At 56.5% G+C, this 24,088-nt stretch carries 20 protein-coding genes and 2 pseudogenes; 12 read left to right on the top strand and 10 right to left on the bottom strand.

Annotated elements, in window-relative coordinates:
* Window positions 1–86: 86 nt before the first annotated feature.
* A complete protein-coding gene (gene cfaB, locus AAEZ03_RS09000) occupies window positions 87–1,268 on the top strand; it encodes a C17 cyclopropane fatty acid synthase CfaB (protein ID WP_350577864.1) in 1,182 nt (393 codons plus the stop codon).
* Here the strand turns inward: cfaB and AAEZ03_RS08995 are convergent.
* The 3 genes and pseudogenes from AAEZ03_RS08995 to AAEZ03_RS08985 form a co-directional block, all read right to left on the bottom strand.
* The gene (locus AAEZ03_RS08995) at window positions 1,259–1,741 is read right to left on the bottom strand and encodes a hypothetical protein (protein ID WP_123750595.1); all 483 of its coding nucleotides are present in this window, start codon (window positions 1,739–1,741) and stop codon (window positions 1,259–1,261) included. The two genes, cfaB and AAEZ03_RS08995, sit on opposite strands and share 10 nt — an antisense overlap.
* Window positions 1,742–1,876: 135 nt before the next feature.
* Window positions 1,877–3,256, bottom strand: coding sequence for a cardiolipin synthase (gene cls, locus AAEZ03_RS08990; RefSeq protein ID WP_227024798.1), 1,380 nt, complete (start codon window positions 3,254–3,256; stop codon window positions 1,877–1,879).
* A pseudogene (locus tag AAEZ03_RS08985) lies at window positions 3,255–3,335 on the bottom strand (hypothetical protein); the annotation flags it as partial. The gene cls and the pseudogene AAEZ03_RS08985, both read right to left, overlap by 2 nt.
* 115 nt (window positions 3,336–3,450) lie before the next feature.
* Here AAEZ03_RS08985 and AAEZ03_RS08980 point away from each other — a divergent pair.
* A complete protein-coding gene (locus tag AAEZ03_RS08980; RefSeq protein WP_350577860.1) occupies window positions 3,451–3,969 on the top strand; it encodes a DUF3617 domain-containing protein in 519 nt (172 codons plus the stop codon).
* 50 nt (window positions 3,970–4,019) lie between these two features.
* On the opposite strand, the gene folE2 is transcribed toward AAEZ03_RS08980, so the two are convergent.
* On the bottom strand, window positions 4,020–4,916 hold the full coding sequence (gene folE2, locus AAEZ03_RS08975; protein WP_350577857.1) for a GTP cyclohydrolase FolE2: 897 nt from the start codon (window positions 4,914–4,916) through the stop codon (window positions 4,020–4,022).
* A 149-nt stretch (window positions 4,917–5,065) separates the two neighbouring features.
* Here folE2 and zigA point away from each other — a divergent pair, with 149 nt between their 5' ends.
* From zigA to AAEZ03_RS08960, 3 genes are read left to right on the top strand one after another with little or no spacing between them, the layout of a single operon-like run.
* Window positions 5,066–6,274, top strand: coding sequence for a zinc metallochaperone GTPase ZigA (gene zigA, locus AAEZ03_RS08970; RefSeq protein WP_350577855.1), 1,209 nt, complete (start codon window positions 5,066–5,068; stop codon window positions 6,272–6,274).
* Window positions 6,271–6,921, top strand: a complete 651-nt coding sequence (locus tag AAEZ03_RS08965; RefSeq protein ID WP_278941566.1) for a DUF1826 domain-containing protein — start codon at window positions 6,271–6,273, stop codon at window positions 6,919–6,921. Before zigA ends, AAEZ03_RS08965 begins: the two co-directional genes overlap by 4 nt.
* A gap of 40 nt (window positions 6,922–6,961) precedes the next feature.
* Window positions 6,962–7,936, top strand: coding sequence for a CobW family GTP-binding protein (locus tag AAEZ03_RS08960; RefSeq protein WP_278941574.1), 975 nt, complete (start codon window positions 6,962–6,964; stop codon window positions 7,934–7,936).
* Window positions 7,937–8,159: 223 nt separating this feature from the next.
* Here AAEZ03_RS08960 and AAEZ03_RS08955 read toward each other — a convergent pair whose 3' ends face one another.
* A complete protein-coding gene (locus tag AAEZ03_RS08955; RefSeq protein ID WP_123750592.1) occupies window positions 8,160–8,567 on the bottom strand; it encodes a DUF3301 domain-containing protein in 408 nt (135 codons plus the stop codon).
* A gap of 113 nt (window positions 8,568–8,680) precedes the next feature.
* Between AAEZ03_RS08955 and pdxY the strand changes: the two genes are divergently transcribed.
* Window positions 8,681–9,553: a pyridoxal kinase PdxY gene (gene pdxY, locus AAEZ03_RS08950; protein ID WP_350577851.1), complete on the top strand. Its 873-nt coding sequence runs from the start codon at window positions 8,681–8,683 to the stop codon at window positions 9,551–9,553.
* Between the two features lie 110 nt (window positions 9,554–9,663).
* Here pdxY and AAEZ03_RS08945 read toward each other — a convergent pair whose 3' ends face one another.
* The gene (locus tag AAEZ03_RS08945) at window positions 9,664–10,149 is read right to left on the bottom strand and encodes an acyl-CoA thioesterase (protein WP_048373808.1); all 486 of its coding nucleotides are present in this window, start codon (window positions 10,147–10,149) and stop codon (window positions 9,664–9,666) included.
* A gap of 287 nt (window positions 10,150–10,436) precedes the next feature.
* Between AAEZ03_RS08945 and AAEZ03_RS08940 the strand changes: the two genes are divergently transcribed.
* On the top strand, window positions 10,437–12,197 hold the full coding sequence (locus tag AAEZ03_RS08940; protein WP_278941570.1) for a cation:proton antiporter: 1,761 nt from the start codon (window positions 10,437–10,439) through the stop codon (window positions 12,195–12,197).
* An 83-nt stretch (window positions 12,198–12,280) separates the two neighbouring features.
* Here the strand turns inward: AAEZ03_RS08940 and AAEZ03_RS08935 are convergent, their stop codons facing one another.
* The 3 genes from AAEZ03_RS08935 to uvrD all read right to left on the bottom strand — a co-directional run bounded on the left by AAEZ03_RS08935 (window position 12,281) and on the right by uvrD (window position 16,068).
* Window positions 12,281–12,688 (bottom strand): SMI1/KNR4 family protein, encoded by a 408-nt coding sequence (locus AAEZ03_RS08935; RefSeq protein ID WP_048373723.1) that lies wholly within the window; start codon window positions 12,686–12,688, stop codon window positions 12,281–12,283.
* A 136-nt stretch (window positions 12,689–12,824) separates the two neighbouring features.
* Complete coding sequence (locus AAEZ03_RS08930) at window positions 12,825–13,679, bottom strand: Tim44 domain-containing protein (protein WP_048373724.1); 855 nt, start codon at window positions 13,677–13,679, stop codon at window positions 12,825–12,827.
* A gap of 208 nt (window positions 13,680–13,887) precedes the next feature.
* Window positions 13,888–16,068 carry a DNA helicase II gene (gene uvrD, locus AAEZ03_RS08925; RefSeq protein WP_153336112.1) on the bottom strand — a complete coding sequence of 727 codons (2,181 nt, stop codon included), beginning with the start codon at window positions 16,066–16,068 and terminating at the stop codon, window positions 13,888–13,890.
* Window positions 16,069–16,514: 446 nt separating this feature from the next.
* On the opposite strand from uvrD, the pseudogene AAEZ03_RS08920 reads away from it, so the two are divergent.
* The 3 genes and pseudogenes from AAEZ03_RS08920 to AAEZ03_RS08910 all read left to right on the top strand — a co-directional run.
* A pseudogene (locus AAEZ03_RS08920) lies at window positions 16,515–18,194 on the top strand (putative bifunctional diguanylate cyclase/phosphodiesterase); the annotation flags it as partial.
* Window positions 18,195–18,350: 156 nt separating this feature from the next.
* Window positions 18,351–19,217 carry a transcriptional regulator HexR gene (hexR, locus tag AAEZ03_RS08915; protein ID WP_048373728.1) on the top strand — a complete coding sequence of 289 codons (867 nt, stop codon included), beginning with the start codon at window positions 18,351–18,353 and terminating at the stop codon, window positions 19,215–19,217.
* 192 nt (window positions 19,218–19,409) lie between these two features.
* On the top strand, window positions 19,410–19,622 hold the full coding sequence (locus tag AAEZ03_RS08910) for a PA3496 family putative envelope integrity protein (protein WP_048373729.1): 213 nt from the start codon (window positions 19,410–19,412) through the stop codon (window positions 19,620–19,622).
* On the opposite strand, the gene AAEZ03_RS08905 is transcribed toward AAEZ03_RS08910, so the two are convergent.
* A complete protein-coding gene (locus tag AAEZ03_RS08905) occupies window positions 19,564–20,526 on the bottom strand; it encodes a LysR family transcriptional regulator (protein ID WP_153336115.1) in 963 nt (320 codons plus the stop codon). The genes AAEZ03_RS08910 and AAEZ03_RS08905 overlap by 59 nt on opposite strands.
* 191 nt (window positions 20,527–20,717) lie before the next feature.
* Between AAEZ03_RS08905 and AAEZ03_RS08900 the strand changes: the two genes are divergently transcribed.
* A complete protein-coding gene (locus tag AAEZ03_RS08900; RefSeq protein WP_048373732.1) occupies window positions 20,718–22,133 on the top strand; it encodes an acetyl-CoA carboxylase biotin carboxylase subunit in 1,416 nt (471 codons plus the stop codon).
* Between the two features lie 11 nt (window positions 22,134–22,144).
* Window positions 22,145–23,953 (top strand): sodium-extruding oxaloacetate decarboxylase subunit alpha, encoded by a 1,809-nt coding sequence (oadA, locus tag AAEZ03_RS08895; protein ID WP_123750586.1) that lies wholly within the window; start codon window positions 22,145–22,147, stop codon window positions 23,951–23,953.
* The last annotated feature ends 135 nt before the right edge of the window (window positions 23,954–24,088 follow it).

Here is a 24,088-nt window from a genome sequence, read left to right as displayed (position 1 = left end):
TTCAGGCTGTCAGCTCACTGAGCTGACAGTTTCGGTTAATCGACTACCCTATAGTTTCGATGTCTGAATTGAAGGAGGACTTACTGATGCTCGCGCAACTGCCACCGGCTTTACAGAAACTTCATCTTCCATTACGCCTTAAACTTTGGGATGGAAACCAGTTCGATCTAGGGCCAGAGCCTAGTGTCACGATTGTGGTCAAAGACCCGCAATTGGTTGCCGAGTTTACCCACCCAAGCCTTGATCTGTTGGGCACCGCTTTTGTTGAGGGGAAGCTTGAGCTGGAAGGCTCCGTCAAAGAAGTGATTCGTGTGTGCGATGAGTTGAGCCAGGCACTGGTGGAGGAAGAGGACACTCGACCTACGCGTATTCACCACGACAAAGAAATCGACGCCGCTTCCATCTCTTACCACTACGACCTGTCCAATGAGTTTTATAAGCTGTGGCTTGATAAGGACATGGCCTATTCGTGTGGCTATTTTGAGACCGGCGAAGAGACCCTTGATGAAGCTCAGATAGCCAAGTTTCGCCTGCTGTGCCGCAAGTTGCGCCTGAAACCGGGTGAGTATCTGCTCGACGTTGGTTGTGGCTGGGGCGGGTTGGCGCGTTTTGCCGCACGCGAGTACGGGGTCAAAGTTTTTGGCATTACCCTGAGCAAAGAGCAACTGGCGCTGGGCCGTGAACGCGTCAAGGCCGAAGGCCTGCAAGACAAGGTCGACCTGCAATTGCTCGACTACCGCGATCTGCCGCAAGACGGCCGCTTCGACAAAATCGTCAGCGTGGGCATGTTTGAGCACGTGGGGCACGCCAACTTGAATGAGTACTGCAACATCCTTTCGAATGCAGTGCGTGAAGGCGGCCTGGTGATGAACCATGGTATTACCGCCAAGCACACTGATGGCCGCCCGGTAGGTCGTGGGGCCGGTGATTTTATCGACCGCTATGTGTTCCCGAACGGTGAGTTGCCGCACCTGTCGATGATCACCGCCGAGATCAGCGAAGCCGGCCTGGAAGTGGTCGACGTTGAAAGCTTGCGTCTGCATTACGCGCGCACGCTGGATCACTGGAGTCAGCGTCTGGAAAACAATCTGGAGACTGCGGCGAAAATGGTCCCGGAGAAAACCCTGCGTATCTGGCGCCTGTACCTGGCGGGTTGTGCGTACGCGTTTGCCCATGGCTGGATCAACATCGATCAGATCCTGGCGACCAAACCGCATGCCGATGGCTCCATTGAATTGCCACCGACACGCGCCGATATTTATCGTTGACCGTGTGAATCCCACGTAATTGCAACAGGGCTTACTTCAGGGTTTATTTCCTGGAGGTAAAGCCCATGTTGCAGTGGGATGTTTTGATCCACCTGTGCCACGGCTTTCTGGTCGAAGGTCAGCCCCTTCTTTTTAAACACAAGATCATGACGCGCTACGTTTCCACCCCAGTCAGTTGAGGGCAAGGAGATGTAGCTGATCTTGTATTCCTCATCGGTAAACGCCCCTTCAACCACATAGGCGCCGTAGTGGTTTTCGCCTGGGGAAATGATCTTGTACAAGCCATTGTCGTAGTAGTACAGGATGGCTTCTTCAAAAGGTTTTTCGCTGTACATCTTCTTGTAGTGCAATCGATGAATGTACGTTGGCTTGCCGAACTCGACGGTAATGGCGGGGACGACGGGCGGCGGGGTGGTTTCGGCCTGGGCCAGCGAGGTGATGCTGAACAGCAAACCCATCAGCGAAAATTTCATGAGTGTTGATCCTTATAGTAAGTAGCTCGGCATTGCACCGAGCTACGCAGCTTAAGGAGCGGCTAAGAGACTGTCTCAACGCGGGAGGCTTTTCAAACATGGCCGATCGCAGGTTCAGACATGTCTTACGTGTACTTATAAAACCGGTGAAACCAGACGCGCCACTCGCATGCCCAGTTGCTGCAGGCGGTGAGTCGACTTGATGTCTTCACTGGTGATTTCGCGGCTCAAAGCGAAGTCGTCCATGAGCATGTGTTCCACATCGGCGGCGAACGCTTGGTCTACCGTCAGCAGCATCACTTCGAAGTTAAGACGGAACGAGCGGTTATCCATGTTGGCGCTGCCAATTGCGCTGATCTCGTTGTCTACCAATACGGCCTTCTGGTGGATAAAACCGGGCTGATAACGGAACACCCGTACGCCTGCGCGAACCGCTTCGAAGGCATACAGGCTGGACGCGGCGAAGACGATTTTATGGTCGGGGCGCGACGGTATCAGGATGCGCACATCCACGCCGCGTAACACGGCGAGGCGCAAGGCGGAGAACACCGCTTCGTCGGGCACAAAGTAGGGGCTGGTGATCCACACCCGTTCATTGGCGGCATGGATGGCTTCGACGAAAAACAGCGAGCAGGTTTCGTAAGGATCGGCCGGGCCGCTGGCCATGAATTGGCAGAGCACCCCCGTCTCAGGGTAACTCTTGGGCAGGATCAACGGCGGCAATTGCCGCGATGCCCAGAACCAGTCTTCAGCAAAAGATTCCTGCAAGCAGGCAACCACCGGGCCGCTAACTTCGACGTGGGTGTCTCGCCATGGCGAGAGCGGAGGCTTGGCGCCGAGGTATTCATCGCCGACGTTGTGCCCGCCAACAAAACCCAACAGGCCGTCTACGACCACCACTTTGCGGTGGTTGCGAAAGTTGATCTGGAAGCGGCTGATCCAGCTGCCGCGTGTGGCAAAGGCGTAGGTTTGCACGCCACCGGCACGCAGTGTTTCGCCGTAACTTTTGGGCAAGGCGTGGCTGCCGATGCTGTCGTACAGCACATACACCGCGACGCCTTCGGCAGCTTTTTCCAGTAAGAGCGCCTGGAGTTTTTTGCCAAGGTCGTCGTCGTGAATGATGAAGAACTGCACCAGCACGACTTTTTCAGCGGCGCGAATGGCTTTGAAGATCGCGTCAAAAGTGGCGGTGCCATTGATCAGCAACCGCACGCTGTTATTCGCCAGGCACGGCATCCGCCCCAATCGAGGCATGGCGCGCAACGAGCCATAGGCTTTGGAGTTTCGAGCGGTGAGAGCTTCTTCAACCCAGGGGCGCCAGTTCAAGTCACTGATGGCCTCTCGCATTTCCTGATTGGCTTCGCGGCGCGCCTTGATGTAATCGTCAAAGGTGCTGCGGCCAAAGATCAGATACGGGATGAGCGTCACGTAGGGAATAAAGAACAATGACATGGCCCAGGCAATGGCGCCTTGTGCTGTTCTGACGGTTAACACTGCGTGCACGGCGGCAATCAAGCCTAAACTGTGGAGCAGTAAAATCAGGTATCCAATGACGTGCGGGCCTAAAAAATCCATGCGTATCCTTACTCCTCAATGTCCAACGCTAAGTACAACAGACCGTGTTCTGATGCGAATGTGCTATTCAGCTTCGAGTGCAACACTCGCGATCATTCGGCGTCTAACGCTGACAATTCCATAGGAGTGACTTAATGAATGTTCGTCTGCTAGGGGTGTTACTAGCGTGTGGTTTTTCGATCCCTGTGGCCCAAGCGCAAATGCTGCAGCCGGGCCTCTGGGAAGTGACCTCGAGCAATATGCAGGTAGACGGCCAACAGTTGCCAGACCTGCAGGTAATGTTAGGACAGTTTCAGAACATGATGACCCCAGAGATGAAAGCTCAGATGGAAAGCCAAGGCGTCACCCTGGGCGGTAAAGGTATCCGTGTATGCCTGACACCCGAACAGGTGCAGTCGGATGATATTCCGCTGGCCGATCCCAAGTCCGGGTGCAATCAGCAGATCACTGAGCGTAGTGGAAATCAGTGGAAGTTTCGCTTTAGTTGCCCAAATGCTCAGGGGGCTGGAGTCGCCACATTTGCCAGTGACCGTGAATTCACCACGGCAGTGATCGGCTCATTCAATGCAACGGGCGTTGCGCAAAAAGGCAGCATGGACACGCGTGCTGTGTGGCTGGGGCAAAACTGCGGCGCCGTTAAACCCCGCACGTAATTCAGAAGGGCCGCGCAACGTGTTCCACGCGGCGCGGATCTTCCATTGGTTTAACGCGCTTTCCAGTTCCAGCGACTCTCTGCCACAGCGTCATGGCTGTGCAGACTCTCAGCGTGAACCACCTTCAGATTAAAACCCTGCACCCCTGGCACTGCCTTTAATGCCACATTCAATCGCCGCGCCGCGTCCTCACAAAACATTAAGTTCTGCCCGTTGGCCAAGGCGAAGGCTTGTTCGTCAGCACGTTTCACAGCGGTTTGTACGGCGGTGCCCAACGCCGCTTCGGCCTCATTAATGATCACTTCAATCGGCAGCGCTCGCTGATCGTTGCTGAGCTGGGTTTGCATAATTGCGGTGCTTCTTTGGCTGTGAGGCGTCGCCACAACCCCCTGCGAACTCCCTAGCCAGGCTAAAACATCGGCGTGTTCTAACGGCTTGTTGGCGAAGTCATTCACGAATTGCTGCTGAATAAGTTGGCGAGCCAGGGCCGCTGAGCAAGGGCAAGTCGATGAGTAGTTCACTTCAATTTTTAGTTCCACGTGGAACATTCCGTTTTTCAGAGACGCATCGATGCTCACCGGGTAGGTCTTCCAGCCACTCAATGGGCTGACCAACGCCGGACGTTTCAATAGCATCTGGGTGTGGATTCGCAGGTAGGCACAGATCGATAAATCATCGTGACTGTCGAGAAATTGCTGCAAAACTTTTTTCAAAAGTAGCGGGTTCAGGTCCTGCGATTCGAGCATTTCGAGCGCTAAATAAAGTCGTGACATATGAATGCCACGCGCTTCGCCGTCGTCCAGACTCACGCCGGCGTCGGCTGTTGCCGTGAGCCGCTGGCCTTCAATAACAATAGGCAAGGCAATGCCACACATCCCGACCCAATCCAGTGGAACAATTTGTCGGGCGTTTTGTGAAGCAATGTCGGGAAGGGTTAAAGCATTCATAAAGGTCTTCCATCGGGAGGTTGGGCTTAATGTTACAAGATAACAATTCTGATGCTTTGTATTGTTATAATGTATCATTATAGGCAGGCCCGAATAGGGTCAGTCTTCAAGCGGGCGCTTTGACCTGCCAACCCTGATGAGGAAGTCCCATGCGTAAACGTCTACCAGTGACCGTGTTGTCTGGTTTTCTCGGTGCAGGAAAAAGCACCCTGTTGAATTACATTTTGCGAAACCGCGAAGATTTGCGCGTGGCGGTCATCGTCAATGACATGAGTGAAATCAACATTGATGGTGGCGAAGTTCAGCGAGACGTCAGCCTGAACCGAGCCGAAGAAAAATTGGTTGAAATGAGCAACGGCTGCATCTGCTGCACCTTACGTGAGGACCTGCTGGAAGAGGTCAGCAAGTTGGCCAATGACGGCCGCTTTGACTATTTATTGATCGAATCCACGGGCATTTCAGAGCCGTTGCCAGTGGCTGAAACCTTTACCTTTCGCGATGAGTCGGGCCAAAGCCTGGCCGATATCGCCCGCCTGGATACGATGGTGACGGTGGTCGATGGCCTGAATTTTCTGCAGGACTATCAAGCCGCAGAAAGCCTGGCGTCGCGTGGCGAGACCTTGGGCGAAGATGATGAGCGCTCAATTACTGACCTGCTAATTGAGCAGATCGAATTCGCTGATGTGATTTTGATCAGCAAAATTGACCTGATCAGCAGTGTCGAGCGCCAAGAATTAATCGCCATTCTTGAGCGTTTGAATGCACACGCCGAAATCATCCCGATGGTGATGGGTGAAATTCCGCTGAAAAAGATCCTTGATACCGGCCGTTTTGACTTTGAACGCGCAGCTCAAGCACCGGGTTGGCTGCAAGAATTGCGCGGTGAGCACGTGCCTGAAACCGAGGAATACGGCATTGCTTCTACGGCTTATCGCGCGCGCCGTCCGTTTCATCCCGAGCGTTTTTTTAACTTTATTGATCGCCCCTGGACCAACGGCAAATTGCTGCGTTCCAAGGGCTTTTTCTGGCTGGCCAGCAAGTACCAAGAAGCGGGCAGTTGGTCACAGGCCGGTGGCCTGATGCGCTACGGATTTGCCGGCCGCTGGTGGCGTTTCGTGCCCCGCGAACAATGGCCACAAGACGCAGAAACCAAGGCCGAAATTCTTAAAAAATGGCTGCCGGAGACTGCCGATTGCCGTCAGGAACTGGTGTTTATCGGGCAGCACATCGACTTTGCCCTGCTCTCGGCCGAGCTGGATGCCTGCCTGCTCACGGACCAGGAAATGGCCCTCGGCGTAGAGGGCTGGCAGCAACTGAATGATCCGTTCGGCGACTGGTATGAAGAGGTGGCGGCATGAGTAACGTTGTACGACTTATCCGGCCTTTGGTCGGACATGTCAGTGGGCAAACACCCGAAACCATGACGCGGATCCTCGACGATGAGGTCAATCTGGCTATTTGGCAGCGCCAATTACCGGTGCACATCAGCCATTTTGCAGAGCTGTTGCTCTCGCTCGGTGAGCCGCTGGCGGATGCCTTGGTGCTTGAGATGGGCGATGAAAATGCCCAGCCCAACCTCAAGGGCCTGGCTTCCCGGTTTAACGATCTGGACGGCTATGAGGGCTTCATTGCTGATATTTCCTGGCTGGTCAGTGCCTACGCCTGTTTATTAGGCGCAAAACGCGTGGGCCTGCGTCTCAGGGCCTTGGATAAGGCCATGTGCCCACGGTTTCACGTCGACCATGTGCCTGTCAGGCTTATTACCACGTACGCAGGGCTTGGGAGCCAGTGGTTGCAGGAAGGTGTGATGAACCGTCGTCATCTCGGCCAGGCCCAGGCAGAACCCGACGAGCCATCGCGTATTGAGCAGGTGAACACCGGTGATGTGGCGTTGCTCAAGGGCGAGAAATGGCAAGGCAACGAGGGCGCGGGGTTGATTCATCGTTCTCCGGCCCTGGCAGACGGTGAACGGCGACTGATTTTGACCCTGGATTGGTTGGCCTGAGGCATATTGCTGCTTTCGATCAAAACAGAAGCTGGCGATGATGTTGCAGAACATTCCTACCCACGTAATTGCCGGGCCGTTGGGCGCCGGCAAAACCAGCCTGATTCAGCACCTGATGACGCAAAAGCCCGTCGACGAACGCTGGGCTGTACTGGTCAATGAGTTCGGCCAAATCGGCCTGGATGCGGCCCTGATGGGCGCGGCAAGTGACGCCATAGCCATTGCCGAAGTGGCCGGTGGTTGTGTGTGTTGCGTCAACGGTGCGCCGTTTCAAATCGGATTGAGCCGTCTCTTACGCAAGGCCCGCCCTGATCGGTTGTTTATCGAGCCGTCTGGGTTGGGGCATCCCGCGCAAATTTTAAAACAGCTCAGTGAGGCGCCCTGGTTGGGTGTTTTGGCGTTGCAGCCGTGCGTGATGGTGCTCGATGCACAGGCGATGGCTCAGGGAAAAACGCTCCCCGAAACTCAGCAAACGGCCCTGAAAAGTGCCGGTTTATTGGTCATGAATAAATCTCATAGTGTGCAAAAAGAGCAACGTGAGCAGATTGCATACGGCCTGCCAAAGTGCCCGATTTTATGGGTAGAGAATGGCCGAATCCCTTTAAAATCGCTGCCTGCAGCTGACATGAAAGATATTCATCCTGTGGATAAGTCATTGATTTATAAGGATATTATTCAGGTTGGCAGTGTTTTTACTGATCCCGGAATCCCTATTCAGGAGGCTCGGCTTCAACCTGAAGGCTGGAGTGTGGGGTGGCGTTGGCATGCCTCGCGGCAATTTGATTTGAGTTGCTTGCAGCAGTGGTTGAAAAGCCTCGATTGGCGGCGCGCCAAGCTGGTTGTCAGAGCTTTAGAGGGCTGGTTTTCGAGTAATTCTGTGGATAACTCGCTGCAACTGTGGAAACCCAGCGAGTGGCGCCAGGATTCACGACTGGAACTGATCTTTGAGCAGCCGCAAGACCTGGAGGTGCTTCGCGCCGGGTTGGAAAGTTGCCTGTTAAAGGCAGAAGGCTGAGCCAGGAGGGCACTGAAACCCAGTGTTTACGGGGATTTTGTGCTGGTAAAATTGTCTTACAATTCAAACTGTGTGCAGCCGATTTATCGCTTAAAAAACAGTGCGAGGCGTCTAAATCAAGGGTTTCAGCGGAGTTATCCACAGGCTTACTTAACTCGCGACTTTCTGGACAACCAGAAGATCGCGAGGCAAGCGCAGACAGATGTGGGCGTATAGAGGCGGCTCAGTGGCGGGTCTTGCTGTGTTCCTGGCGCCATTGGCTGAGTTCAATCACCTGAGCGCTGTGCACGACCGCTGGCTCAGGTTCTTCCTCGGCCCTGACCGGGTAGGGCGGCAGGTCAATTTTGGCGCTGTGGGCGCCGAACTGAGTGATGGTGCCGGTATGGCGCTGATCGCCAGTGACCGTAAATTCGAAGTTATACACACGGGCCAAGCGCTTTTGCCCATTGGCATCAGGGATAAAGCCAATTTTTTTCAGCGCCACGTTGTCATCGAGCAACTCGATATCGAGTTTTCGACAATGCTGTTTGACTCGTTCGAGCGCACGCTCACGCAGGCCGTGGTTGTGCCACAGCCAGGCAGCGCCCGTTGCCAGCAGCATCAGCACAAACATATTTCCCAGGGTCAGCATTCAATGCGCTCCAACAGATTGGGTTCAGCTTAACTGTGTCTTCAGCCTGTCGTACAGGTCCTGTTTAGTCGCATACTGCGTGGCTTGAATCCACTAGCAGTCTGGAATCCGGCATGAAACGTACACCTCACTTACTCGCCATCCAATCCCACGTGGTTTTCGGCCATGCCGGCAACAGCGCAGCTGTGTTTCCTATGCAGCGTGTTGGCGTGAATGTCTGGCCTCTGAACACGGTGCAGTTCTCTAACCACACTCAGTATGGTCAGTGGGCGGGCGAAGTGTTGGCCCCAGAACAAATTCCTGCACTGGTTGATGGCATTGCCGCGATTGGCGAGCTGGGCAACTGTGATGCCGTGCTGTCGGGCTACTTGGGCAGCGCGGCGCAAGGGCGGGCGATTCTGCGCGGTGTGGCCCGCATCAAGGCCACCAACCCGCATGCGCTGTATCTGTGCGATCCGGTGATGGGGCACCCGGAGAAGGGCTGCATCGTGCCGCAGGAGGTGAGTGATTTTCTGCTCGACGAAGCGGCCGCCGTCGCTGATTTTTTGTGCCCTAATCAGTTGGAACTGGACAGCTTTTGTGGCCGCCAGCCGCAATCACTCTTCGATTGCCTGGCGATGGCGCGCAGCCTGTTGGCGCGTGGGCCAAAAGCGGTGTTGGTGAAGCATTTGTCGTATCCCGGCAAACCTGCAGAAAGCTTTGAGATGCTGCTAGTGACTGCCGAGGGCAGTTGGCACCTGCGCCGCCCGCTGTTGGCCTTCCCGCGTCAGCCTGTGGGCGTGGGCGATCTGACGTCCGGGTTGTTCCTGGCGCGCGTGCTGCTGGGTGACAGCCTGGTGGCGGCCTTTGAGTTCGCGGCGGCAGCGGTGCATGAAGTGCTGCTCGAAACTCAGGCCTGCAGCAGCTACGAGTTGCAACTGGTGCGTGCACAAGACCGCATTGCCCACCCGCGTGTGCGGTTTGAGGCGGTGCCGATCAGTTTGTAAGCTGCCACTTTAGCCAATGCCCTGTAGGAGCGAGCTTGTCTCGCGATCTTTTTTGATCGTTTAAAAGATCGCGAGGCAAGCTCGCTCCTACAGAGGTTGGGCGGTGTGGCTTACAGCGTTTCGTCTTTCAATTCTCGATAGCGTTGTTCCAGTTCCTGGCGGATCTGGCGACGTTGCTTGCCCTGGATAAAGCGGCGTTTATCTTCGCTGTTCAATGGCTGCAAAGGCGGTACAGCCGCCGGTTTACGGTCGTCATCAACCGCTACCATGGTGAAGAAGCAGCTGTTGGTGTGGCGCACTGAACGTTCACGAATATTTTCGGTGACCACTTTGATCCCGACTTCCATCGAGGTGTTGCCGGTGTAGTTGACCGACGCCAGGAAGGTCACCAGCTCGCCGACATGAATCGGCTCACGGAAAATAACCTGGTCCACCGACAAGGTGACCACATAACGCCCTGCATAGCGGCTCGCGCAGGCGTAAGCGACTTCGTCGAGGTACTTGAGCAGGGTTCCGCCGTGAACATTGCCAGAGAAGTTGGCCATGTCCGGGGTCATCAAGACCGTCATCGACAATTGGGAGTTTCCGGGTTCCATAGCAGCAGGCTCGCGGTTGTGTTGCAGCAGTGAAGTGGGCATCTCTGCGGACGCTTTGTGATTTTTTGAAACAGTTAATAACGGGACGCTGTCGCTTTGGCTGTCGTCACGCTCTGTTGTATCTGTTTCCATATATTGCACCGCCTTTCAGCCAGAAGTCGCGCTGTTAGCGTGCAAATGTCCTTCGTTCGGACAATTCCTACACTTAAAACAATTGAGATGCGCAGCGTATCAAGCTGGGTCTGTCGTTTTGTTGCCGGGTAAAAATTATAAAGGAGCGTCACGCCATGCATGCCATCAGCTTTATCCAGGATTTGGCAGTCATCATGCTGGTCGCAGGCGTGGTGACTATTCTGTTCCACCGGTTCAAGCAGCCGGTGGTGCTGGGTTACATCGTGGCAGGTTTTATTATCGGTCCGCACACCCCGCCTTTTGGCCTGATTCACGATGAAGAAACCATCAAGACCCTGGCCGAACTCGGGGTGATCTTTTTGATGTTTTGCCTGGGGCTGGAATTTAGCCTGCGCAAACTGTTCAAGGTCGGGGCCACCGCGTTTATCGCAGCGTTTATGGAAATTACGCTGATGATCTGGATCGGCTACGAAATTGGCCGCTGGTTCGACTGGAACACCATGGATTCGCTGTTCCTGGGCGCGATCCTGGCGATTTCCTCGACCACCATCATCGTTAAAGCGCTTAACGACTTGAAGATGAAAAACGAGCGCTTCGCGCAGCTGATTTTTGGCGTGCTGATCGTGGAAGACATTTTGGGTATCGGGATCATTGCCTTGCTTTCGAGTATCGCCGTGAGCGGCAGTGTGAGCCCGGAAGAAGTCTTTTCGACAGTCGGCAAATTGTCGCTGTTCATGATCGTTGCGCTGGTCATCGGCATCTTGTTGGTGCCGCGCGTGCTGGCCTATGTGGCCCGTTTTGAAAGCAACGAAATGCTCCTGATCACCGTGCTGGGCCTGTGTTTTGGCTTCTGCCTGCTGGTGGTCCGGCTGGAATACAGCATGGTGCTGGGCGCCTTCCTGATCGGCGCGATCATGGCTGAATCGCGCCAGTTGCTGAAAATCGAACGCTTGATCGAGCCAGTACGTGATCTGTTCAGCGCGATCTTTTTTGTCGCCATCGGGCTGATGCTCGACCCGGCCATTTTGATGGAATACGCAGTGCCGATCGTGGTGATCACCGTCGCGGTGGTACTGGGCAAGATGCTTTCGTGCGGGCTTGGCGCTTTTATCGCTGGCAATGACGGACGCACCTCACTGCGTGTCGGGATGGGCCTTTCACAGATTGGCGAATTCTCTTTCATCATTGCGGCGCTAGGCATGACTTTACAGGTCACCAGCAGCTTCCTGTACCCCGTAGCGGTCGCCGTATCGGTGCTGACCACTTTGATGACGCCTTACCTGATTCGCGCCGCAGACCCGCTCTCGCTCAAGCTGTCCCATGTGGTGCCGGGGCGTGTGTCGCGGGTCTTTGGGTTGTATGGGGAATGGCTGCGCAGCATTCAGCCGCAAGGCGAGGGGGCTTTGCTCGCGGCGATGATCCGCAAGATCTTGCTGCAGGTGGGTGTCAATTTGGCCCTGGTGATCGCTATTTTCTTTGCCGGCGGCTTTTTCGCCCCGCGGATCGCACGTTACCTACAGGGCTGGATCCTGGAGCCGAGCTGGCAGAAAGGCATGATCTGGGGCCTTGCCTTGCTCCTGTCGCTGCCGTTTTTGATTGCGGCGTATCGTAAGCTCAAAGCGTTGTCGATGTTGCTGGCCGAGATGGGCGTTAAACCGGAAATGGCCGGGCGGCACACACAGCGTGTGCGTCGGGTGATCGCTGAAGTGATCCCGATTCTGTCGTTGCTGGTGATTTTTCTGCTGCTGTCAGCCTTGTCGGCGAGCATCTTGCCGACTAACGAACTGCTGATCGTGATTGCCGTGGTGGCAGCGGGCGTTGCGGCGGTGTTGTGGCGCTGGTTTGTGCGTATTCACACGCGTATGCAGGTGGCACTGCTGGAGACGCTGGATAATCACAAGGAAAGCAGCCACTGAAAACTGTGTAGGAGCAAGCTTGTCTCGCGATCTTTTGATCGTTTAAAAGATCGTGAGGCAAGCTCGCTTCTACAGGGCGTTTATCAGCTTTCCAGCCAGACGTCGCGGGCCCAGTGCCAAACCGACTCCCAGGTTTCTTCGGTGACCAGCTCTTCTTCAGCGGACCACAGCACCACGGTGCCGTCTTCTTCGACGCAGTAGAAGTCGTCACCGTCCTGGCAGATCGGGATCAGGCTGCGATCAACGCCGGCATCCCAGGCGTTCGCTGCCACATCTGGCAAGTAGGTGTGGGACTGAGGGTCGGTCACGGTGACCGGCTCCAGGCTGCCATAGACTACGTCGCTGACGGTCAGCAAAAACTCCCGGAAGACAAAAGGAATATCGATGAACAATTGTTCTTCGATTTCGACCAGCAGGTCCTCGTCAGGCAGTTCCAGAGGAACAGGCACCGGTTCGTTGGCTTCACGTAATTGTTCGATAATTTCTTCCACGACCTCAATCCTCATGCTCTGTATGGCGCGGTTTATATGACGGGCTTTATACAGTAGCTCGTTATAAGTGCAATCGTGAAATGCAAAGCCCCGGACAAGTCCGGGGCTTTGGTTACAGCATGTAATGCCTGAGGGATCAGCCGTTCTGGCGGATACCGGCAACCAGCCAAGGCTGGTTCTCGCCTTGTGGGCGTTCCATGTTCCAGCTTTCGCTGAACGCTTCGCCTTGGTCGAAACGCGAGTTTTTCGAGATGCCGCTGAAGGTCAGGGTGGCAATCGTCTTGTCGGCGCGATCATCCACACCTTCAAGTTGAACCTGCAGATCGTCGATGTAGGTCGACTGGAAGCCGTCACCCAGCTCAGCACGCTCGCGCTTGAGGAACTCAAGCATTTGCGGGGTCACGAACTCGGCGATTTTGTCCATTTCGTTGGCATCCCAGTGCTGTTGCAGGGATTGGAAATGGTTACGCGCAGCTTCCAGGAAGCTTTGTTCGTTGAACCAGGCTGGTGCGTTGATCACCGGACGGGCTGCGGCAGGAGCAGCCGAACCGCCGAAGATCGAGTTCAACGCTGGCTTTTGCTCGAACACTTCGCGTTGCATCGGCGCATGGCCAGCAGGGGCCATGTCAGCTTGTTGCTTGCGTCGACGCGCGGCAATGAAGCGGAAGATCACAAAGGCGATGACGGCCATGATCAGGATGTCGAAGAACTGCATGCCCTGGAAGCCGCCACCCATGAACATGGAGGCCAGCAGGCCGCCAGCCGCGAGGCCAGCCAGAGGGCCGAGCCAGCGCGAAGCACCGCCGGCTTTGGCAGCGGCGCCCGCAGCGCCTGCGGCAGCAGGAGCTGCTGCGGCTGGAGCCGCTTGGCGAGTTTGATGGCTTGGCGCTGAACCGGCGCTTTTGCCGCCGCCGAAGCGTTTGGCGTTCGCGTCGAGGCTCATCGTTAAACCGATGCACAACGCCATGGCGATGCTAAGAAAACGTTTCATAAAGGGAATTCCCATTTGTGGATGACACGCGCGCCATGTTGCACAGGTGAGGTGTGACTGGCTAGCAGTGAAATGTTTCGGGCTTTTGCCTGATTGGGTGTAGGACGGATCCTGAAGTCACGTAATACATGTAGGAGAGAGCTTGCCTTGCGATCTTTTTGACGCTCAAAAGATCGCGAGGCCAGCTCGCCCTACAGGCTATTACGTGTCAGACGGCCTCTAGCTTGGCGTAGCCCATCATCAGCCACTTGCTGCCGTCGGGGAAGTTCACCTGCACCCGAGCCTGTGCGCCGGCGCCTTCAAAATTAAGGATCACGCCCTCACCAAACACGGCGTGCTTCACCAGTTGGCCCAGCTTGAATTCGGTTTCCGGAATTTCCGAACCGCCGAACAGCGTGCTGGCGCTTTGTTTCTGGCCGCCGAAAGGGCGACTGACGCTGTTGGACAGACGAACTTCCTGGATCAGACCTTTTGGTACTTCACGCACGAAGCGCGAAACCTTGTTGTAGGTTTCAGCACCATAGAGGCGTCGGGTTTCTGCATAGGTCATGACCAGGTTGTGCATCGCCCGGGTGATGCCCACGTAGGCCAGGCGACGCTCCTCTTCAAGGCGGCCGGGCTCTTCCAGGCTCATCTTGTGCGGGAACAGCCCTTCTTCCATGCCCACCAAGAACACGTACGGGAACTCCAGGCCTTTGGCGCTGTGCAGCGTCATCAGCTGGATACCGTCTTCGTGCTCTTCGGCCTGGGTATCACCGGCTTCCAGCGAAGCATGACCAAGGAAGGCGGCCAGAGGCGACAGCTCTTCGTCTTCTTCATTGCTTTCAAAGTTGCGCGCCGCGCTCACCAGTTCCTCAAGGTTTTCTACCCGGGCCTGGCCTTTTTCACCTTTTTCCGCCTCGTGGTAGGCAATCAGCCCACTTTGCTCGATCACGGTCTGGGTCATCAGGTGCAGCGGCATGTCCATGACTTTGGCGGCGAGGTTCTCGATCAGCTCGATAAAGCCTGCGATGGCGCCAGAGGCACGGCCCGGCAAGGCTTTATTGGCGATCAGCTGGCGCATGGCTTCCCACATCGACACATCGCTGTGACGGGCGTGCTCGCGGATGGCCTCGACGGTTTTTTCACCGATGCCCCGCGCCGGAACGTTGATCACCCGCTCCAGTGCCGCATCGTTGCCGCGGCCTTCGAGCAAGCGCATATAGGCCATGGCGTTTTTGATTTCAGCGCGTTCAAAGAAGCGCTGGCCGCCATAAATACGGTACGGGATACGTTCGCGCAGCAAGGCTTCTTCCAGCACCCGCGACTGGGCGTTGGAGCGGTACAAAATAGCGATGTCGTTGCGGGCCAAACCGGTGTTCAACGCGCTCTGGATGGTTTCGACCACATAGCGCGCTTCATCATGCTCGTTGAAGGCCGCGTACAAATTGATCGCTTCGCCATCACCGCCGTCGGTCCACAGTTCTTTGCCCATGCGCCCGCTGTTGTTGGCAATCAGGGCGTTGGCGGCTTTGAGGATGCCGGCCGTGGAGCGATAGTTTTGCTCCAGACGAATGGTTTCGGCGTCCGGGAAGTCGGTCGAGTACTGGTAGATGTTTTCGATCTTGGCGCCGCGCCAGCCGTAAATCGACTGATCGTCATCGCCTACCACCATCAAGCTGTCGCCACCTTTGGCGAGCAAACGCAGCCAGGCGTATTGCACGGCGTTGGTGTCCTGGAATTCGTCGACCAGGATGTGCCGGAAGCGTTTTTGGTAATGTTCCAGCAAGCCCGGATGGTCGCGCCACAGATCGAGGGCGCGCAGCAGCAGCTCAGAGAAGTCGATCACGCCTGCACGCTGGCAGGCGGCCTCGTAGGCCTCATAAATGCTGCGCATGGTGCCCAGGAACAAATCGCCGCTGGCTTGAATGTGCTGTGGGCGCAGGCCTTCGTCTTTCTGGCCGTTGATAAACCATTGGGCCTGACGCACCGGCCAGCGCTGCTCATCGAGCCCCAGATCGCGGATGACACGCTTGACCAGGCGTTGCTGGTCGTCGCTGTCGAGAATCTGGAACGTCTGGCTCAAACCGGCTTCTTGCCAGTGAGCCCGCAACAGGCGGTGTGCCAGCCCGTGGAAGGTGCCCACCCACATGCCGGCCGGGTTGATCCCCATAAGCTGCTCGATACGATGACGCATCTCGGCAGCGGCCTTGTTGGTGAAGGTCACCGACAGCACGGAGTGCGGGGACGCGTTTTCGACCTGGATCAACCAGGCGATACGGTGCACCAGCACACGGGTTTTGCCGGAACCTGCGCCGGCCAGGACCAACTGACGCCCAATACTGGCCGTGACGGCCTGACGTTGGGCATCGTTGAGGGAATTTAACAAGAGAGAGAGATCTTCGCGCATCGACGCATTCTAGGGTGCCGGGGCTAACCGGGCAAACACCAATCCAGTTCTGTTGGGCCGTCTGTCGTGGCGTTGTGCCAAACGTCAAAAAAGAGTGTCTACAGGCTGTTACGTCATTGGTTTGGTTAACTGCAATAATGTCGTCTATTTTTTGACGTCTCATCGTTTGGTCGTGGGCGCTGCTTGTGTATGCTCGGGCGACTTTTTTGGCTCATCTCCCTTGAATAAGAACGTTGCCGATGAATCAGAGTTTTACCTCCCTGGGGATTTATTCCGGCTTAGGATTCGGGCTTTTTCTGGCTCTGCTGGGGGCATTCGTCTGGCGAATTGATCTGATTAATCAGCGTCGCAAAGTACGCCGTAAAAAATTCAAAAGCGTGTTCGAAGAACTGCAGGACGCCAATTTTCGCAGTGAACAGCTCAACGCTGAGCTCGCCCGTGAGGTCGAGCAGCGTCGGCTGGCGTCGACGGTGTTCGAGGCTGCCAGCGAAGGCATCGTGATTCTTGATCCCACCTATAAGATGCTCACGGTTAACCAGGCGTTCAGCCGGATCAGCGGGTATGACGTGGCAGAGCTGGTGGGTCGCCGGGTCGATGAGTTGGCCTGCAGCCGTGATGCGCGGCGGCATTTTCCGATCATTCAGGCCTCGCTGGCAGAGCACGACAGCTGGTTGGGTGAACTGGTAGAAACCCGCAAGAACGGCGAACTCTACCCGCAATGGCTGCAACTCAAGGTAGTGCGTGACGACGCTGCGCAGGTCAGCCATATCGTGGCCTTTATTACCGACCTGTCGGCGCGGCGTATCGTTGAGGCGCGGGTACGCCACCTGACGCATTTTGATGAGCTGACGGGGCTGGCCAATCGGCTGCTGTTCAAAGAGCGTCTGGAGGAGGCCAATCAGCGCATTCGCCAAGGCACGTCGAGAAACCTGGCATTGCTGCACATCGACCTGGATCGCTTCAAATTGCTCAACGACAGCCTCGGGCCGGAGTTGGCGGACCAAGTGCTGCAAAAAATTGCAGAGCGCCTGACCAAGGCATTGCCCGAAGCCGACACCATTTCGCGCCTCTCCAGCGATGAGTTTGCCGTGCTGTTCGATGCCTACGGCAGCCTGACCAGCCTGGCGCGGGTTGCCACCCGGCTGCTGGGCAAGCTGAGCCGGCCGATAGTGGTCGATGGTCACGAGTTGGTGGTCAGCGCATCGATGGGCATCAGCCTGTTGCCCGATGGCGCGCGAGACATCGCCCAGTTGGTCAGCCAGGCCAACAAAGCCATGCAACAGGCCAAACACATGGGCGGCGGGACGTTTCAGTTTTTCAGCCACAGCCTGCAACACAGCACCCTTGAGCGTTTGCAGTTGGAGAATCAACTGCGCAAAGCCATTGGCGAACGCAAACTCAGCGTTTTTTATCAGCCCAAGCTTTGCCTGAAAACCGGCCGTCTGGATTCTGCCGAAGCCTTGGTGCGCTGGGATCATCCGGAGCTGGGCAGCGTGTCGCCGAGCGACTTTATTGCGCTGGCTGAAGAAACCGGCCTTATCGTGCTGATCGGTGAGTTTGTGCTGCGTGAGGCCTGTCGTCAGGCCGCGCAATGGCAACAGGCGGGGCTGGCGCCGATACGGGTGTCGGTGAACCTGTCGGGGCATCAATTGCGCCAGGGCAACCTGGTCAGCCTGGTGCGCCAGGTGCTGGAAGATACCGGGCTGGCGCCGCACTGCCTGGAGCTTGAAATCACCGAAAGCCAGTTGCTTGAAAATGTCGACTACGTGATCGCCACCTTCCAGCAATTGCATGAATTGGGCGTGAAACTGGCCATTGATGACTTCGGCACCGGCTACTCATCGCTCAGCTACCTCAAGCGCTTTGCCGTGGACTACGTAAAAATTGACCAGACGTTTATCCGTGGCGTGGGCACCTGTGTTGAGGACGATGCCATCACCAAGGCGATCATTGCCATGGCCCACAGCCTGGAGTTGAAAGTGGTGGCCGAGGGCGTTGAAAACGAAGTGCAACTGGCGTTTCTCAAGGAGCATCAGTGCGACGAAGTGCAGGGTTACTTGATCAGCAGCCCGACCAACGCTCAGGCCATGGCCGATTTATTGCGGGCCGGTGTCGCCATTTGGTAGTGGCAAGAAAGGCTACATGCCCTGAAAACACGGCATTTTGCCGATAAGGCTTGCGAGACTACGACGTATTGGTTGGGCAAAAAACGAATTCTTGTAGTATAACTACAAGATTGCTACATCCCCGGCGCCCGCCGCTTCCAGACCGAGTCCTGCCTTTTGAACCTGCTGCAACATATCGCCCAGTCACGCCACTTGTTACGTAAATCGGAACTCAAGGTCGCCGATCACGTGCTGCTTGATCCTGCGGCTGTAATGCACAGTTCCATGGCCGACCTTGCTCACAGCGTGGGGATCAGCGAACCCACCATCGTGCGCTTTTGCCGGGCGATCGGTTGTTCGGGGTTTCAGGACCTGAAACTCAAGCTGGCGCAAAGCCTCGCAGCGGGTGCCAGTTTTGGTCAGTTTGCGATTCATGAAGACGATTCGGTTGCCGATTACAGCCTGAAAATCTTCGACACCACGCTGCACACCTTGATGGATGTGCGCGAGAAGCTCGACCCGGTGGCGTTGCAGCAGGCTGTGACCGCCATGTCGCAAGCGCAACGCGTGGAGTTTTACGGCTTTGGCGCATCGGGCGCTGTAGCGGCGGATGCGCAACATAAGTTTTTCCGTTTGTTGCTGACGGCGGCGGCGTATTCCGACCCGCACATGCAGGCGATGTCGGCGGTAACCTTAAAGCCGACAGACGTGGCCATTTGCATCTCGCAGTCCGGGCGTTCCAAAGACTTGCTGATCACCGCCAACCTGGTGCGTGAAAGTGGCGCGACGCTGATTACCCTGTGCCCAAGCCAAACGCCTTTGGCTGAACTGGCGACGGTAAACCTGGCGATCGACGTGCACGAAGACACCGAAATCTATACCCCGCTGACCTCGCGTATCGCCCACCTGGTGGTGATTGACGTGTTGGCGATGGGCGTTGCCATGGCCCGCGGCCCGAGCCTGGTCAACCACCTTAAAAGCGTTAAACGCAGCCTTCGCAGCCTGCGCCTGTCGCCAAAATCGCTGAAAAGCCACGAAGATTAAGAGCGTTGAAGATCCACGGTGGGAGCGGGCTTGCTCGCGATGGAATCGCTGCGATCATTCAGGTAAACCGTGTTGTCTGAATCGCGAGCAAGCCCGCTCCCACAGTTTCATCCCCCTGTCACTGCACGTTCGCAAAGTCGTCACAAACAAAGTCCATCGTGAAACTCCCGTACACGCCTTGGGAGACTCGAAATGGCCCAGCCTTACGAAGAACGCAACAGCGCCGTCAAAACCCGCCGTCAGCAAGAAGACCAGCGTCGCATGGCCTTTCGTCGTGCGATTGAAGACCTTACGGACCAGCGTCAGCTGCGCCTGGAAACAGCCGATTACCCTGATATCGCTGCACTCAATTACTGGCAGACCCCGTCGGCAAATGGCCGTCGAACCGCTCAACCAGCGCGCTGATTTGTTGGCGTTCACTGCGAATAAATTCCAGGAACGCATGCGCCACCGGTGACAGGCGTTTGGCTTTAGCCTGCACCAGGCACCAACTGCGATACAGCGGCAATTCTTCGACCGGCAGCTCATGCAGCAGGCCGGTCGCCAGCTCCAGGCTGACGGCGTGGCGCGTTAACAGCGCCACGCCTAACCCGGCCACTGCGCACTCACGTTGCGACTCGTTCGATGACACTTCCAGGGTTTGATTGAAGTGCACGCGCTTTTCCTTGAAGTACTCCTCACACGCCATGCGCGTTCCCGAACCTTGCTCGCGCATCAGCAAGGTATACGGCTCAAGGTCTTGCAAACGCAGCGAACCGCGATCACACAGCGGATGCCCGGCCGGAGCGACGGCGACGATGGGGTTATTCAGGAACGGTAGAAACTCCAGGCCCATGTCCAGCGGCACCATCGACATGATCACCAGGTCATCGCGGTTATCCGAAAGCCTGCGCACGGCTTGTGCCCGATTGACCACCGTGAGCTGCAAATTGACCTCTGGGTGCTGGCGCTTGAAGGCGGCAAATAAATGCGGCACGAAATATTTAGCGCTCGATTCGATGGCCAGTTTCAGTTGGCCTTGCAACGAGCCCAGCATGTCCGACAGCTGCATGTCGAGGTTTTCAAGACGCCCGAAAATATCCCGGCTCGCTAGCTTAAGCGCTTCAGCCGCTTCAGTGAGGTAGAGCTTTTTGCCCACATAATCGAACAAAGGCTGGCCAATCAGCTCTTCCAACTGACGAATTTGTAGACTTACGGCGGGTTGCGTCAGCGACATTTCTTCTGCTGCACGGCTGTAAGAGCGCAAATCGCACACCTCATTGAACACCTGAAGCTGGCGAAAAGTTATACGCATCAATGACTTACGCATTTTATTAATTTTTCTTAAGGCAAGTTAGTGGTCTGACTATAAGTCTTTGCTTATGGCAGACCCAAGAATTATTGATTTTTGTTTATTCATGCGTAGGACTAGTGTGACAACGCAACGGTTCAGACACATTTGGACACGTGCGGACCTGGTCTAGCAGGTCGTTTGTTCCATGGGCTTTAGGGAAAATCCAAGTGATAAAAAAGATCCTGATCGCCAACCGCGGAGAAATTGCCGTCCGTATTGTGCGTGCCTGCGCAGAGATGGGCATTCGCTCCGTAGCGGTCTATTCCGAGGCTGATCGCCACGCTTTGCACGTCAAGCGTGCGGACGAAGCACACAGCATTGGCGAAGACCCGCTGGCCGGTTACTTGAACCCGCGCAAGCTGGTGAACCTGGCCGTTGAAACCGGCTGCGATGCGCTGCACCCCGGCTACGGCTTCTTGTCAGAAAACGCCGAGCTGGCGGATATTTGTGCCGAACGCGGCATCAAGTTCATCGGCCCGGCCGCCGAAGTCATTCGCCGCATGGGCGACAAGACCGAAGCCCGCCGCAGCATGATCAAGGCCGGTGTGCCGGTAACGCCGGGCACCGAAGGCAACGTTGCCGACATCCACGAAGCGCTGATCGAAGGCGACCGTATCGGTTACCCGGTCATGCTCAAAGCCACCTCAGGCGGTGGCGGTCGTGGTATTCGTCGCTGCAACAGCCGCGAAGAGCTGGAACAAGCGTTCCCGCGTGTGATCTCCGAAGCCACCAAAGCGTTTGGCTCGGCTGAAGTCTTCCTCGAAAAATGCATCGTTAACCCCAAGCACATCGAGGCGCAGATCCTCGGTGACAGCTTCGGCAACGTCGTGCACTTGTTTGAGCGCGACTGCTCGATCCAGCGTCGCAACCAAAAGCTCATCGAAATTGCCCCAAGCCCGCAACTGACCCCGGAACAGCGCGCCTACATCGGCGACCTGTCCGTGCGCGCAGCCAAGGCCGTGGGCTACGAAAACGCCGGTACTGTGGAGTTCCTGCTCGCCGAGGGCGAGGTGTACTTCATGGAGATGAACACCCGGGTGCAGGTGGAACACACCATCACCGAAGAAATCACCGGTATCGACATTGTTCGTGAGCAAATCCGCATCGCCTCTGGCCTGCCGCTGTCGATCAAACAAGAAGACATTCAGCACCGTGGCTATGCCCTGCAATTTCGGATCAACGCTGAAGACCCGAAAAACAACTTCCTGCCCAGCTTCGGCAAGATCACCCGTTACTACGCGCCCGGCGGGCCTGGCGTGCGGACCGACACGGCGATCTACACCGGCTACACCATCCCACCGTATTACGACTCCATGTGTCTGAAACTGGTGGTGTGGGCACTGACATGGGAAGAAGCGATGGACCGTGGTTTGCGCGCCCTCGACGACATGCGTCTGCAAGGGGTCAAAACCACCGCCGCGTATTACCAGGAAATCCTGCGTAACCCGGAATTCCGTAGCGGCCAGTTCAACACCAGCTTCGTAGAAAGCCATCCAGAACTGACCAACTACTCGATCAAGCGCAAACCCGAAGAGCTGGCCCTGGCCATCGCCGCCGCCATCGCCGCCCACGCGGGCCTGTGAGGAATAAAACAATGTCCAAGAAAATTTTCGTAACCGACACCATCCTGCGTGACGCCCACCAGTCCTTGCTGGCCACCCGTATGCGCACCGAAGACATGCTGCCGATCTGTGACAAGCTCGACAAAGTCGGCTACTGGTCGCTGGAAGTGTGGGGCGGCGCGACGTTTGACGCCTGTGTGCGCTTCCTGAAAGAAGACCCGTGGGAGCGCCTGCGCCAACTGCGTGCGGCATTGCCTAACACCCGCCTGCAAATGCTCCTGCGCGGCCAGAACCTGCTGGGCTATCGCCACTACAGCGACGACGTAGTCAAAGCATTCGTCGCCAAGGCAGCCGTTAACGGTATCGACGTGTTCCGTATCTTCGACGCCATGAACGACGTGCGTAACCTGCGCGTGGCCATCGAAGCGGTAAAAGCCGCTGGCAAACATGCACAAGGCACCATCGCCTACACCACCAGCCCGGTGCACACCGTCGAGGCGTTCGTGGCGCAGGCCAAGCAGATGGAAGCCATGGGCTGCGACTCGATCGCAATCAAAGACATGGCTGGCCTGCTGACACCGTTCGCCACTGGCGACCTGGTTAAAGCGCTGAAGGCTGAAATCGGCCTGCCGATCTTTATTCACTCCCATGACACTGCCGGCCTGGCTGCCATGTGCCAGCTCAAAGCGGTTGAAAACGGCGCCGAGCACATCGACACCGCGATCTCCAGCTTCGCTTGGGGCACCAGCCACCCGGGCACCGAGTCGATGGTCGCGGCCCTTAAAGGCAGCGAATACGACACCGGCCTCGACCTGGCGTTGTTGCAGGAAATCGGCCTGTACTTCTACGCCGTGCGTAAGAAGTACCACCAGTTTGAAAGCGAATTCACCGCCGTCGACACCCGAGTACAAGTCAACCAAGTACCGGGCGGGATGATCTCCAACCTCGCCAACCAGCTCAAAGAGCAGGGCGCGCTGAACCGCATGAGCGAAGTGCTGGCCGAGATCCCGCGTGTGCGTGAAGACCTGGGCTTCCCGCCGCTGGTGACCCCGACCTCGCAAATCGTGGGCACCCAGGCATTCTTCAACGTCTTGGCTGGCGAGCGCTACAAGACCATCACCAACGAAGTGAAGCTCTACCTGCAAGGTGGCTACGGCAAAGCGCCGGGCGTGGTGAACGAAAAACTGCGTCGTCAGGCCATTGGCAACGAAGAACTGATCGACGTGCGTCCGGCTGACCTGCTCAAGCCAGAAATGGCCAAATTGCGTGGCGAAATTGGCGCACTGGCCAAGTCCGAAGAAGACGTGCTGACCTTCGCCATGTTCCCGGACATCGGTCGTAAATTCCTCGAAGAGCGTGCTGCGGGCACACTGGCTCCAGAAGTGCTGCTGCCGATTCCTGAAGCGGGTGGCGTGAGCAAAGCGGGCGGCGAAGGCGTGCCGACCGAATTCGTGATCGACGTCCACGGCGAAAGCTACCGCGTCGACATCACCGGTGTAGGCGTCAAGGCCGAAGGCAAGCGCCACTTCTACCTGTCCATCGACGGCATGCCGGAAGAAGTGGTGTTCGAGCCGCTCAACGAATTCGTCGGCGGCGCCTCCAGCAAGCGCAAACAAGCCAGCGAGCCGGGCCACGTCAGCACCGCCATGCCGGGCAACATCGTCGACGTGCTGGTCAGCGTGGGCGACACCGTCAAGGCGGGCCAATCGGTACTCATCACCGAAGCCATGAAAATGGAAACCGAAGTACAGGCCTCCATCGCCGGCAAAATCGTCACCATCCACGTCATCAAAGGCGACCGCGTCAACCCGGGCGAAATCCTGATCGAAATCGAAGCCTGATACGCCATTGATCCAAACGCTTTAAACCTCGGGGGAGCATGTGCTCCCCTTTTTTTTACCCGAGATTTGACTCCGACCCGTAGGAGCGAGCTTGTCTCGCGATCTTTTAAAGATCAAAAGATCGCGAGACAAGCT

This window comes from Pseudomonas sp. HY2-MNA-CIBAN-0224, from assembly GCF_040310285.1.
GTDB classification, from domain to species: domain Bacteria; phylum Pseudomonadota; class Gammaproteobacteria; order Pseudomonadales; family Pseudomonadaceae; genus Aquipseudomonas; species Aquipseudomonas helleri.
This window is presented reverse-complemented; position numbering and strand designations above follow the sequence as displayed.